Source organism: Streptomyces sp. NPDC017520 (genome assembly GCF_044329855.1).
Lineage (GTDB): Bacteria > Actinomycetota > Actinomycetes > Streptomycetales > Streptomycetaceae > Streptomyces.
The window spans coordinates 154,560-167,557 of record NZ_JBIRKB010000007.1; the positions used below are offsets into that span (position 1 = coordinate 154,560).

General features: G+C 71.5%; 11 protein-coding genes. 6 read left to right on the forward strand and 5 right to left on the reverse strand.

Going from position 1 to position 12,998, the window contains the following annotated elements; all coding sequences use genetic code 11:
* Positions 1-47: 47 nt before the first annotated feature.
* The 3 genes from ACH4KB_RS18730 to ACH4KB_RS18740 all read left to right on the forward strand — a co-directional run bounded on the left by ACH4KB_RS18730 (position 48) and on the right by ACH4KB_RS18740 (position 2,227).
* Positions 48-509, forward strand: a complete 462-nt coding sequence (locus ACH4KB_RS18730; protein WP_398067000.1) for a DUF5990 family protein — start codon at positions 48-50, stop codon at positions 507-509.
* Positions 510-933: 424 nt separating this feature from the next.
* Positions 934-1,479, forward strand: a complete 546-nt coding sequence (locus ACH4KB_RS18735; RefSeq protein ID WP_398067001.1) for a hypothetical protein — start codon at positions 934-936, stop codon at positions 1,477-1,479.
* A 115-nt stretch (positions 1,480-1,594) separates the two neighbouring features.
* Positions 1,595-2,227 carry a class F sortase gene (locus ACH4KB_RS18740; protein ID WP_398067002.1) on the forward strand — a complete coding sequence of 211 codons (633 nt, stop codon included), beginning with the start codon at positions 1,595-1,597 and terminating at the stop codon, positions 2,225-2,227.
* 18 nt (positions 2,228-2,245) lie between these two features.
* Here ACH4KB_RS18740 and ACH4KB_RS18745 read toward each other — a convergent pair whose 3' ends face one another.
* Positions 2,246-3,037 (reverse strand): TSUP family transporter, encoded by a 792-nt coding sequence (locus ACH4KB_RS18745; RefSeq protein WP_398067003.1) that lies wholly within the window; start codon positions 3,035-3,037, stop codon positions 2,246-2,248.
* Positions 3,038-3,205: 168 nt separating this feature from the next.
* On the opposite strand from ACH4KB_RS18745, the gene nirB reads away from it, so the two are divergent.
* From nirB to ACH4KB_RS18760, 3 genes are all read left to right on the forward strand, one after another.
* Positions 3,206-5,863: a nitrite reductase large subunit NirB gene (gene nirB, locus ACH4KB_RS18750; RefSeq protein WP_398067004.1), complete on the forward strand. Its 2,658-nt coding sequence runs from the start codon at positions 3,206-3,208 to the stop codon at positions 5,861-5,863.
* Complete coding sequence (gene nirD, locus ACH4KB_RS18755) at positions 5,863-6,222, forward strand: nitrite reductase small subunit NirD (RefSeq protein WP_398067005.1); 360 nt, start codon at positions 5,863-5,865, stop codon at positions 6,220-6,222. Before nirB ends, nirD begins: the two co-directional genes overlap by 1 nt.
* A gap of 171 nt (positions 6,223-6,393) precedes the next feature.
* Positions 6,394-7,560, forward strand: a complete 1,167-nt coding sequence (locus ACH4KB_RS18760; protein WP_398067006.1) for an alkaline phosphatase PhoX — start codon at positions 6,394-6,396, stop codon at positions 7,558-7,560.
* A gap of 59 nt (positions 7,561-7,619) precedes the next feature.
* Here ACH4KB_RS18760 and ACH4KB_RS18765 read toward each other — a convergent pair whose 3' ends face one another.
* From ACH4KB_RS18765 to ACH4KB_RS18780, 4 genes are all read right to left on the reverse strand, one after another.
* Positions 7,620-8,033 carry a VOC family protein gene (locus ACH4KB_RS18765; RefSeq protein ID WP_398067007.1) on the reverse strand — a complete coding sequence of 138 codons (414 nt, stop codon included), beginning with the start codon at positions 8,031-8,033 and terminating at the stop codon, positions 7,620-7,622.
* Between the two features lie 142 nt (positions 8,034-8,175).
* On the reverse strand, positions 8,176-9,219 hold the full coding sequence (locus ACH4KB_RS18770) for an ArsR/SmtB family transcription factor (RefSeq protein WP_398067008.1): 1,044 nt from the start codon (positions 9,217-9,219) through the stop codon (positions 8,176-8,178).
* Between the two features lie 717 nt (positions 9,220-9,936).
* On the reverse strand, positions 9,937-12,648 hold the full coding sequence (ppdK, locus tag ACH4KB_RS18775; protein ID WP_398067009.1) for a pyruvate, phosphate dikinase: 2,712 nt from the start codon (positions 12,646-12,648) through the stop codon (positions 9,937-9,939).
* A 221-nt stretch (positions 12,649-12,869) separates the two neighbouring features.
* Complete coding sequence (locus tag ACH4KB_RS18780; protein WP_398067010.1) at positions 12,870-12,992, reverse strand: hypothetical protein; 123 nt, start codon at positions 12,990-12,992, stop codon at positions 12,870-12,872.
* Positions 12,993-12,998 lie beyond the last annotated feature (6 nt).

The following is a 12,998-nucleotide window of genomic DNA, read 5'->3' on the forward strand; positions in this document are numbered from 1 at the left end:
ACGGCACGGCCGGGGCACCCGCTCCGGCCGTGCCGGACCATGGGGGCATGCAGATCCATATCGAGGCATCGGCCCTCCCCGGCCGCGACTGCGGACCGGACAGCGACTTTCCCGGGTACGCGAACATCCACGTCGGCGTCCAGCGCAAGGACCGGCCGGGCGAACTGCTCGACCCGCACCCCGGGGACTCCCCCTCCGCCTCGTGGGTGCTCGACTGCACGGCCACCGCGACGGCGGACGGAGTCGAGGTGTCGGGGCCGTACGTCCAGAACCGGCTGGGCGGGCGGTTCGTCTATCTGTCGTGGGGCACGGTGGACGACGCCGGGGTCTTCACCATGTTCCGTCGCGCCAAGCTGATGTTCGACGACATCGACCCGGACGTCCTCGAAGCCGCCGCGCGCTCCGGCCACCTCACCGGGCGGCTCGGGCTGACCGACGCCAAGGGGCAGCCGCTGTGCGCCCGGGTGCGCCCGCCCCGGATCACCTGGAGCGCCACGGACGGGACCTGAGGAGCCGGGAGGGGACGGGCGGAGCCCGAGGGGGCGGGTGCCGGGGGCGGGAGCGGCCGGAGGCGGAGTCGACACCGCCCTCTCCGGTCCAAGGGGGGGTGGACCGGAGAGGGCGGGTGCCGTGGGGGGCGGGGAATCCGTCCCGTGGGGGGTGTCATGCGTGTGCCCGGGGCCCGCGAGGTCACACATGTGACCTACGTCACATCCCCTTGACCCGCCTCACCCGATCGGCACCCGGACCGGCAGCACGGACCGAACGGCCCAGCCGCACCGCCACGACCTGCGGTGATCCCTCCCGGCAAGGGCGCCGCGCCGGTCCGTACGGGTGAAAGCTGACCCAGCGTCAGAAGGCGTGGCGGGCCCTGCCCCCGTTGGCTCGGGAACAGGACACACCCGTTCGCGCCGTTCTGCCCGGAGGATCCCCATGCGCAGTCCTGCCCGCCTCGTGACCGGCACCGTCGGTGCCGCGTTCACCGTCATCGCGTTCGGTCTCACCGCCGCCGCTCCGTCCGCGTACGCGGGCGACTTCGGCCGACTGGAGATCACCCCGTCCACTGCGGCACCCGGTGCCACCGTCACCGTGAACACCACCGCCTGCGGCAAGAAGGGCTCGGGCATCGGCGACGCGAACTCCCTGGACGCCGGGGACTTCGAAGTACGCCCCGGTACCCACAAGGAGGTCGTGGTCGGCAAGTTCACCGTGCCGCACGACACCCGGCCCGGCACCTACGAGATCATCGTCTCCTGCGACAACGGCAAGGACGCGGTCGGTGACCTGGAGGTGATCGGCGGCGGCAAGCACGAGAAGCCCATCCACGACCGCCCGTCCGGCCATGTACGGACCGGGGTCGGCGGCAGCGTCGAACCGGACTCCACGCAGGTCGCTCTCGGCGTCGGCGTGATCGGCCTGGCCGCCGTGGGCGGACTGTGGCTGCTGCGCCGCCGCACGGAGGGCACCGAAGGAAGCTGAACACCCCGCGCCGAAGGCGCCGAAGGCAGCTGAACCGCCGCTTCCCCTTTGACCGGGCGGGGCGCGTCCCCGAGCGCGCCCCGTCCGCCCCGGACCACCGACCGAGGACGACGCCGTGTCACCGAGCGCGCAGAAGGCCAGGGGCTGGCTGGTGGGCATCGCCGTGCTGTGCGGCATCTGGCTCGTCCAGAACGGCCCCGGCGGCCAGCTGATCCCGCCGCAGCCCTCCAGCGCCCAGGCCTTCGCCGCCGGGCCCCAGCTCCAGCCCGGCTCCCCGGTCGCCGAGCCGCTGAACCCCTCCGAGCCGGTCCGCATCCGCATCCCGAGCATCGAGGTGGACGCGCCGATGACGCGGCTGGGGCTGGCCGCCGACGGCAGCCTCGACGTACCGCCGGACGAGGACCGCAACCTCGCGGGCTGGTACGAGGGCGGCGTCCCGCCCGGCGCGCGGGGCACGGCGATCGTCGCGGGGCACGTGGACAACGCGGACGGCCCGTCCGTCTTCTACGCCCTGGGGGCCCTGACCAAGGGGACCTCGGTCGAGGTGGTCCGCGAGGACGGGCGCACGGCCGTGTTCTCGATCGACGCCATCGAGGTCTACGACAACGACGACTTCCCCGACCAGCGCGTCTACGGCGACTCGCCGCACGCGTCGCTCCGGCTCATCACCTGCGGCGGCGGCTTCTCGAAGGAGACCGGCTACCAGGGCAATGTGGTGGCGTACGCGCACCTCACCGAGGTGCGCTGAGACGACGTCCTGTGGCCGTCACGCGTTCCACTGGTCGAAGCCCAACTTGGCGACCAGCGAGAACACCACGGTCAGCAGCACCGCCCGGACGAAGCCGCTGCCCCGGCTCAGCGCCATCCGGGCCCCGATCATCCCGCCCGCCAGATTGAAGAGCGCCATCACGGCCGCGAGCTGCCACAGCACGGTGCCCTGGTACGCGAACATCGCCAGCGCCCCCGCGTTGGTGCACACGTTGACGATCTTCGCGGTGGCCGACGCGGTCACCAGGTCCAGGTGGAGCACGGCGCTCAGGGCCAGCACCAGGAAGGTGCCGGTGCCCGGCCCGAACAGCCCGTCGTAGAAGCCGATACCGCCGCCGACGAGCACGATCGCCGTGACGATCCGGGCCCGGGCGACGGGCCGGTCCGTGCCGTCGCCCGCCGCGGCGGTGCCGAAGGAGGGGCGCAGCAGCACGAAGGCCGCGACCCCCAGCAGCACGACCATGATCACCGGGCGGAGCACCTCGCTGCTGATCCCGGCGGCGAAGAACGCCCCGGTCATCGACCCGGCGAGCGCCATCAGCCCGACCCGCACCGCCAGCCCCACCCGTACCGGGGCTCGGCGCAGGAAGGTCACCGCGGCGCCCGAGGTGCCCACGATCGCGACGGCCTTGTTGGTGCCGAGCACCTGGGCCGCCGGGACGTTCGGCAGACCGAGCAGCAGCGCGGGCAGGAGCAGGAGTCCGCCGCCGCCCACCACCGCGTCGATCCACCCCGCGGCGGCCGCGGCGAGGCAGAGGAGCACCAGGGTGGTCAGGGTTATGTCAGGCACGAGCCGACATTAGACGCCTGTCGCCGGGGCTCTTCCACCTGGTCCCTCACAGGGCCCCTGCGCCGTCGCTGAGCGCAAGGTTCCGCCCGGGAAACAGGCGGGATGCGGCCGGGTAACACCTGCCGCCCACGCTCGGGGTCATGAGGACAACCGACGGAGGCCACTGAGATGCCGGAGCCCACCTTCGACCCGAGCGCCACCACCGCCGCCGCCCTGGTGACCACCCCGGACGCCCTGGCGCACAGCGCCGTTCCGACGATCGTGGTCGTCGGGCACGGCATGGTCGGCCAGCGGTTCCTGGAGGCCCTCGCCGACCGCGGGCTGACCCCGGCGGCCGGCGCCGCCCGGGTCGTCGTGCTCTGCGAGGAGCCCCGGCCCGCCTACGACCGGGTGCGGCTCACCTCGTACTTCGACGGGCGGAGCCCCGAGGACCTCTCCCTGGTGGAGGCGGACTTCATGGACCGGCACGGCATCGAGCTGTACGTCGGCGACCCGGCGACCGGCGTCGACCGGGCCGGGCGGACGGTGACCGCGCGGTCCGGGGCGGTGTTCCCGTACGACACGCTGGTGCTGGCGACGGGCTCGTACCCCTTCGTGCCGCCGGTGCCGGGGAAGGACGCCCGGGGCTGCTTCGTGTACCGGACCATCGAGGACCTGCTCGCGATCGAGGAGTACGCGAAGGGCGCGGCCACCGGTGCGGTGGTGGGCGGCGGGCTGCTCGGTCTGGAGGCGGCCGGGGCGCTGAAGGGGCTCGGGCTGTCCACCCATGTGGTGGAGTTCGCGCCACGGCTGATGCCGGTCCAGGTGGACGAGGGCGGGGGCGCGGCGCTGCTGCGCACGATCGAGGACATGGGCCTCGCGGTGCACACGGGGGTGGGTACGCAGGAGATCCTGACGAGCACGGGCGCGGGCGCGGGCACGGGCGCGGGCGCGGACGGCGCGGTGACCGGGATGGCCCTCTCCGACGGCTCCTCGCTCGACGTCGATCTGGTGGTCTTCTCGGCGGGGGTGCGGCCCCGGGACGAGCTGGCCCGGGAGTGCGGTCTGACCGTAGGGGAGCGCGGCGGGATCGTCGTGGACGAGGAGTGCCGGACGTCGGACCCGGCGGTGTTCGCGATCGGCGAGTGCGCGCTGGCCGCCGACGGCCGGGTGTACGGGCTCGTGGCGCCGGGTTACGAGATGGCGCAGGCGGCGGCCGAGGTGATCGCGGGCGGCCGGTCCGCGTTCACGGGGGCGGACCTGTCGACGAAGCTCAAGCTGCTCGGCGTGGACGTGGCCTCGTTCGGCGACGCGCACGGGGCGGCCGACGGGGCGCTCGACGTCGTGTACTCCGACGCCCGGTCGGGGGTCTACAAGAAGCTGGTGATCGCACCGGACGGGACGCTGCTGGGCGGGGTGCTGGTCGGCGACGTGGACCAGTACGGCACGCTGCGGCCGATGACGGGCACGGTGCTGCCGGTCGCCCCCGAGCAGCTGGTGCTGCCGGCGGGGGCGGGCGGCCCGGTGGCGCTCGGCCCCTCCGCGCTGCCGGACGAGGCGGTGATCTGCTCCTGCCACAACGTGACCAAGGGCGCGGTCTGCGAGCACAGCACGCTGCCCGAGGTGAAGAAGTGCACCAAGGCCGGTACGGGCTGCGGCAGTTGTCTCAAGGTGATCGGTCAGCTGATGCCGCCGCCGGCGGACGCGGGGCTGTGCGGATGCTTCCCGTACAGCCGCAGCGAGCTGTACGAGATCGTCCGCACCCTGGAGGTCACCTCCTTCGCCTCCCTCCTCGACTCGCACGGCCGCGAGGAGGCGCGGGGCGGGGACGGCTGCGAGGTCTGCAAGCCGACGGTCGGCTCGGTCATCGCCTCGCTCGCGCCGACCGTGGGCGCGAGCGGCTATGTGCTGGACGGCGAGCAGGCGGCGCTCCAGGACACCAACGACCACTTCCTGGCCAACCTCCAGCGCAACGGTTCGTACTCGATCGTGCCGCGCGTCCCCGGCGGTGAGATCACCCCGGAGAAGCTCATCGTCATCGGCGAGGTGGCACGCGACTTCGGCCTCTACACGAAGATCACCGGCGGCCAGCGCATCGACCTCTTCGGCGCCCGGGTCGACCAGCTGCCGCTGATCTGGACCCGGCTGGTGGACGCGGGCTTCGAGTCCGGGCACGCGTACGGGAAGTCGCTGCGCACGGTGAAGTCCTGTGTAGGGCAGACCTGGTGCCGCTACGGCGTGCAGGACTCCGTACGGATGGCGATCGACCTGGAGCTGCGCTACCGGGGCCTGCGCTCCCCGCACAAGCTGAAGTCGGCGGTCTCCGGGTGTGCCCGCGAGTGCGCGGAGGCCCGGGGCAAGGACTTCGGGATCATCGCCACCGCCCAGGGGTGGAATCTCTACGTCGGCGGCAACGGCGGGGCCACCCCGCGCCACGCGGACCTGCTGGCCCAGGACCTCTCCGACGCCGAACTGGTGCGGCTGATCGACCGGTTCCTGATGTTCTACATCCGTACCGCCGACCGTCTGGAGCGCACCTCGGCCTGGCTGGAGCGGATCGACGGCGGCCTGGAGCACGTCCGGGACGTGGTCGTCCACGACTCGCTGGGGCTCTGCGAGGAGTTGGAGCGGATGATGGCCGACCATGTCGCCGGCTACCGCGACGAGTGGGCCGAGACCATCAACGACCCGGAGCGGCTGCGGCGTTTCGTCACCTTCGTCAACGCCCCCGACGCCCCCGACCCCTCGGTGAGGTTCGTTCCGGAGCGGGACCAGATCAAGCCGGATCTGGAGCTGCTCGCGGGGCCCGTGCTCGCCGTCCGCACCCTCGAAGGGACCGCCTCCTGATGACCACCGCGACGATCACGACAGCGCAGGACACCGGCTGCGTCCGGCTCGCCCACGGGAAGGACTGGCTGACGGTCTGCGACCGGGCCCTGCTGATCCCCGGGCGGGGAGTGGCGGTGCTGCTGCCGGACGGGGACCAGGCGGCCGTCTTCATGGACCGGGCCGGCCTGGTGTACGCGATCGGCAACCGGGACCCGTTCACCGGGGCGTACGTCCTCTCGCGCGGCCTGCTCGGTTCGGCGGGCGGGCGGCCGTTCGTGGCCTCGCCGCTGCTGAAGCAGCGTTTCGACCTGGCGACGGGCGCGTGTCTGGACGACGAGGTGGCGGCGGTGCCGGTCTACCCAGTACGGACCGACTGACCGACCGACCGGCCTCGGGGGCGGCCAGGCCGCGGGGCGCGGCCTGTGCAACTCCTCCGCCGCCCGTTCACCCACGCGTGACGCCCCGTCAACTCGCCTCTCCTACAGTCCTGACGCGCGACCCGCCGGTCCGTCCGGAGCGGCGGGCCCACACTCATGCGTGGAGTGATCGTGGAACGTCGGACCTTCTTGCGCACCGCGGTGATCGGCAGCTCGGCGGCCGCCTTCGGCGGCACGCTGTGGCGGGGCGCCGCCTTCGCCGACCCGGCCCAGCCCGCCCCCGGCCCGTACGGGGCGCTCCAGGCGGCCAACGGCAACGGCATCCAGCTGCCCAGCGGCTTCACCAGCCGCATCATCGCCCGCTCCGGGCAGACCGTGCCCGGCACCTCCTACCGCTGGCACAGCGCGCCCGACGGCGGGGCGACGTACGCCGACGGCTCGGGGTGGATCTATGTCTCCAACGCCGAGGTGTCCCCGAGCAGCGGGGGCGGGGCGAGCGCGGTGAAGTTCAACTCCTCCGGGACGGTGACGTCCGCGTACCGGATCCTGGGCAACACGAACAACAACTGCGCGGGCGGCGCGACCCCGTGGAAGACCTGGCTGTCCTGCGAGGAGGTCACTCGCGGGTATGTGTACGAGACCGACCCCTGGGGCGTGAACGCGGCGGTGCGGCGTCCGGCGATGGGCCGCTTCAAGCACGAGGCCGCCGCCGCCGACCCGGACCACGGGTACGTCTACCTCACCGAGGACGAGAGCGACGGCCGCTTCTACCGCTTCCGGCCCACCACCTGGGGGAACCTGTCGAGCGGCACACTTCAGGTGCTGGTCGCGGGCACGGCCACCTCCGGCCCGGTGACGTGGGCGAACGTGCCGGATCCGGCCGGCTCCTCCACCCGGACGCGGCACCAGGTGTCCGGCGCGAAGGTGTTCAACGGCGGGGAGGGCTGCTTCTACGCGGCGGGCACCTGCTGGTTCACCACCAAGGGCGACAACCGGGTGTGGGCGTACGACGCGAACACCTCGTCGATCTCGCTCGCCTACGACGACTCGCTGGTGACGGGCGGCTCGGCCCCGCTGACCGGCGTGGACAACGTCATGCGGTCCGGGTCCGGGGACCTCTACATCGCGGAGGACGGCGGGAACATGGAGATCTGCCTGATCACGCCGGACGACACGGTGGCCCCGTTCCTGCGGATCACCGGCCAGTCCGGTTCGGAGATCACCGGGCCCGCGTTCTCGCCGGACGGCAGCCGGCTCTACTTCTCCTCGCAGCGCGGGACGAGCGGAAGCTCATCCGGGGGCATCACCTACGAGGTGAAGGGGCCCTTCCGCAGCTGACCCGGACTCCCCGCGTGCGCCGGCGCCCGTCCCCCCCGGCCCGGCGCACGTCCTGCGGCTCAGCCCTGGTCCCCGGCGGCGGCGGCCGGGTCCATCCAGATGACCTCCCAGATGTGGTGGTCGGGGTCCTGGAAGGAGCGGCCGTACATGAAGCCGAGGTCCTGCGTCTCGCCCGCCGGGGAGCCGCCGGCGGCCAGGGCGGCGTCGGCCAGCCGGTCGACCTCCTCGCGGCTGTCGCAGCTCAGGGCCAGGATGACCTCGGTGGTCTTCGAGGCGTCGGCGACATCCTTCTTGGTGAAGTCCTTGAAGCGCGGTTCCGTCATCAGCATGGCGAAGATGGTGTCGCTGATGACCAGGCAGGCCGTCCTGTCGTCGCTGAACGCCGGGTTGAAGCCGTAGCCGAGCTTCTCGAAGAAGCCCTTGGTGGTCTCCAGGTCCTTCACCGGCAGGTTCACGAAGATCATCTGAGCCATGGTCGTTTCCTCTTCCTCTGTCCCGTGGCGCCCGCGGTGGTCCGTCCGGCGCTTTCGATGGTTGGACGGCGGAGCCGCGCGGAACTCATCGGCGTACGGCAGAAGATTTGCACGGCCCACTGACAACGGCCCCGGACAGCTCTCAGGGCAGGGCGAGCGGGGCGCCGCCGCGCAGCAGGGAGCCGCCGAGCGGGGTCAGCGTGTGCAGGACCGAGCTGCCGTGGCGCAGCGTCAGGACCAGGCCCGCCTCGCGCAGCACGGAGGCGTGCTGGCTCGCGGAGGCCAGCGACACTCCGGCCCGGCGGGCGAGTTCGCTGGTGGTGCAGCCGTTGCCGATGGAGGAGAGGACGGCCGAGCGGGTGTGTCCGACGAGCCGGCCGAGCCAGGGCCCCGGCTCGGCGAAGACCGGGGCTCCGGGGTTGGCCACCGGGTAGACCAGCACCGGCGGGAGCGACGGGTCGCGGTAGACCACGGGGGTGCCCCGGCAGAAGAAGGACGGCTGGAGCAGCAGCCCGCGCCCGTCCAGGTGCAGATCGCGGTCGAACGGGTAGTCCGCCTCCAGCACGGGCGAGCGCCACCGGATCATCGGCGGCAGCGCGGCCAGGAGTCCGTCAGCCCCGCCGTCCAGCAGGGCCCGGCCGCGGACGGCCCGGTCCGCCTCGACGCTGGCCCGGATGTGCGGCCAGTAGGGCTCCACGGCCGCGTGGTGGTAACTGCGGAGCGCCCCGATGAGCCGGGCGAGCGGCTCGGCACGGCCCTCCATGAGCGCGGCGGGCAGCGCCGCGCTCGCTCTCCCCGCTCCGGAGTCCTGCTGACGCGGGCCGGCGGACAGGCCGGCCCGCTGCCGTATCCGCCCGGCGGCCAGCAGCTCCAGCTCGGCGTGGACGCGGTCGGCGGGAGTGTCGCGCAGCGCCTCCATTCCGACGTCGAGCCCGAAAGGCTCGGCGCCCTCCTGGGAGGGCGTCAGGAAATCCGGGAAATAGCCGCGGGGCGGGACGACGGCCGCCAGCAGCTGTGCTTCACCATTCAACCGCGCGCGGGATTCCGTACGCCATTTTCCGAACACCGTCGAAGCTCGCCGGTCCCTGATCCGGTGAAAACTGAGAATGGTTTCCCACAGCGCGTCCGGCCTCGTGGCCATCCGCACCCGCGAAAGGTCCAGCCTGGACACATGGATACGCAGCACTACTCCCCCACCTGTTGCATCCGCAATTGCCCCCATCGAAGGGTATGCGGACCATCACAGGAGGTCACCACGGGGTTTCGGCCAGAAGTGAAAGGTCTCGCCCCGTTCCGCTCCAGCCGAAAAGCTGTACGGCGTCGGGTACGCATCCGGTGCCCACCGGATGAGCACGTGAAGGCCGTGGGGGGCTTTGTGTGTTCGGCGGCGGTGGGCGACGGTGCGGCTCCGTACCCGACGGGGGTAAGCCGGGTGCGGTCCATGGGTGGGGATCCATGGACCGCACCCCGGTCCCCGGGGGCCCGTCACCCGACATTTTCTTTGCGCATTAAACGACGCAATGTGCTCTGCGCCACATTCCTGGTGCGGCATTCGGTGCGCGCTTCTGACGACTTCCCCGTATCGCCGGTCATTTCCGCACACGCCACTTCCGTGCCGTTGGCCGCTTCCGGGCCGCCGGCCGCTCCCGTGCCACTGGCCGCTCCCGTGCCACTGGCCGCTCCGGTCAGCGGTCGCTTCCGGTCAGCCGGTCACTTCCGGTCAGCGCAAGGCGAAGCGGCGGCACCCCCGCACAGGGTGCCGCCGCTTCTCGGCGGGCCTTCGAGGCCCTGGTCGGTGGGCAGGGCTGTTCGTGCAGCCCTGCCCATGAGGTCGGAGGCTGTTCGTGCAGCCCCGACCGGTGGGTCCGGGCCGTCCCTGCGGCCCCGACCCGGTGAGTCCGGATCAGCGGCTGTCGCTGCCCCGGGACTCGGCTGCGGCCCGGCCGGCCTCAAGGCGGGCGACCGGGATCCGGAACGGTGAGCAGGACACGTAGTCCAGGCCCACCTCGTGGAAGAAGTGCACGGACTCGGGGTCGCCGCCGTGCTCGCCGCAGACGCCGAGCTTGAGGTCCGGGCGGGTGGCCCGGCCGGCCTCGACGGCGCTGCGGACCAGCGCGCCGACGCCGTCCTTGTCGATCGTCTCGAACGGGGAGACCCCGAAGATGCCCTTCTCCAGGTACGCGGTGAAGAACGAGGCCTCCACGTCGTCGCGGGAGAAGCCCCACACCGTCTGGGTCAGGTCGTTCGTGCCGAAGGAGAAGAACTGCGCGGCCTCGGCGATCTGGCCCGCCGTCAGCGCGGCGCGCGGCAGCTCGATCATGGTGCCGATGGTCAGCTTGAGGTCGGTTCCGGTGGCTGCCTGGACCTCGGCGATGACCCGGTCGGCCTCCTCGCGGACGATCTCCAGCTCCTGGACCGTGCCGACGAGCGGGATCATGATCTCGGCACGCGGGTCGCCCTTGGCGTTCTTGCGCTGGGCGGCGGCCTCGGCGATGGCCCGCACCTGCATCGCGAACAGACCGGGGATGACCAGGCCCAGGCGCACCCCGCGCAGCCCCAGCATCGGGTTCTGCTCGTGCAGCTTGTGCACCGCCTGGAGCAGGCGCAGGTCGTTCTCGTTGGCGTCCTTGCGGGACTCGGCGAGCGCGACGCGGACCGACAGTTCGGTGATGTCGGGAAGGAACTCGTGCAGCGGCGGGTCCAGCAGCCGGACGGTGACGGGCAGTCCGTCCATCGACTCGAACAGCTCGATGAAGTCGGCCTTCTGGAGCGGGAGAAGAGCCGCCAGCGCACTCTCGCGCTCGTCGTCGGTGTCCGCGAGGATCAGCTTCTCGACCATCTCGCGGCGCTCGCCGAGGAACATGTGCTCGGTGCGGCACAGGCCGATGCCCTGGGCGCCGAAGCGGCGGGCCCGCAGCGCGTCCTCGGCGTTGTCGGCGTTGGCCCGCACACGCAGCCGGCGCACCCGGTCCGCGTACGCCATGATCCGGTGCACGGCGGCGACCAGTTCGTCGGCGTCGTCGGCCCCGGCGTGCATCCGGCCCTCGAAGTACTCGACGACCGGGGACGGTACGACGGGTACCTCGCCGAGGTAGACCTTGCCGGTGGAGCCGTCGATCGAGACGAGGTCGCCCTCCTCGATCACCCGGCCGCCCACCGTCATCCGGCGTCGCTTGGTGTCGACCTCCAGGTCCTCGGCGCCGCAGACACAGGTCTTGCCCATGCCGCGCGCCACGACCGCCGCGTGCGAGGTCTTGCCGCCGCGCGAGGTCAGGATGCCCTCGGCGGCGATCATGCCTTCGAGGTCGTCGGGGTTGGTCTCGCGGCGGATCAGGATGACCTTCTCGCCGGAGCGGGACCACTTGATCGCGGTGTACGAGTCGAAGACGGCCTTGCCGACCGCGGCGCCCGGGGACGCGGCGATGCCCCGGCCGAGCAGCTCGGTCTTCGCCTCGTCGTCGAAGCGCGGGAACATCAGCTGGGCGAGCTGGGCGCCGTTGACGCGCTGGAGCGCCTCGGCCTCGTCGATCAGGCCCTGGTCCACGAGCTGGGTGGCGATCCGGAAGGCGGCGCCGGCGGTGCGCTTGCCGACCCGGGTCTGGAGCATCCAGAGCTGGCCGCGCTCGATGGTGAACTCGATGTCGCAGAGATCCTTGTAGTGGTTCTCCAGGGTCTCCATGATCTGCATGAGCTGGTCGTACGACTTCTTGTCGATCGACTCCAGGTCGGCGAGCGGCACCGTGTTGCGGATGCCGGCGACGACGTCCTCGCCCTGCGCGTTCTGGAGGTAGTCGCCGTAGACGCCCTGGTGGCCGCTGGCCGGGTCGCGGGTGAAGGCGACGCCGGTACCGGAGTCGGGGCCCAGGTTGCCGAAGACCATCGAGCAGACGTTGACGGCCGTGCCGAGGTCGCCGGGGATGCGCTCCTGGCGGCGGTAGAGCTTGGCCCGGTCGGTGTTCCACGAGTCGAAGACCGCGTTTATGGCCAGGTCCATCTGCTCGCGGGCGTCCTGCGGGAACGCGCGCCCGGCCTCGGACTCGACGATCTTCTTGAACTGCTTGACGAGCTTCTTCAGGTCGGCCGCGGCGAGGTCGGTGTCGACCGTGACCTTCTTCGCGTCCTTCGCCGCCTCCAGCGCCTCCTCGAAGAGGTCGCCGTCGACCCCGAGGACGGTCTTGCCGAACATCTGGATGAGCCGGCGGTAGGAGTCCCAGGCGAAGCGCTCGTCGCCGGACTGGGTGGCGAGGCCGGCCACCGAGTCGTCGGAGAGGCCGATGTTCAGGACCGTGTCCATCATGCCCGGCATGGAGAACTTGGCGCCGGAGCGGACGGAGACCAGCAGCGGGTCGTCGGCCTGGCCGAGCCGCTTGCCCATGCGCTCTTCCAGCGCCCCCAGGTGCGCACTCACCTCGTCGCGCAGCGCGGTCGGCGCGTCCCCGCTGTCCAGGTAGACCTTGCAGGCCTCGGTGGTGATCGTGAAGCCCGGCGGGACGGGCAACCCGAGGTTGGTCATCTCGGCGAGGTTCGCTCCCTTGCCGCCCAGAAGATCCTTCAGATCCTTGTTGCCCTCGGTGAAGTCGTAGACGAACTTCTGGGGATCTTTGTTTTCCGACACGGGTCTCGACTCCTCGAGGACGCGGTGGCTGCCCTGACGGCGAGGAACATACCCAGATCGAAGGTGGATGGGTACGTCCACTTGGTCGTCATACGGCCGCAACCACCCGTCCGCCCGCAGATCGAAAGGCTCGCCCGGCCGAAGCAACCGGCGCTCCGCCTTCACCTCCCGAAGGCAACATGGCCGAAACTTGACCATGGCCGCTCACCTGAGCGAGTGGCTCACCAGATGATTTCACTTCTCGAATCCACCAGGGTGGCACTGAGTGCCACGTCTTCCAGAAGTGCAGCCATGTTGAAATCGCTCATCTGAGCGTCACCCTGATCAAGGGTGGCGCGAATCACGCCCGT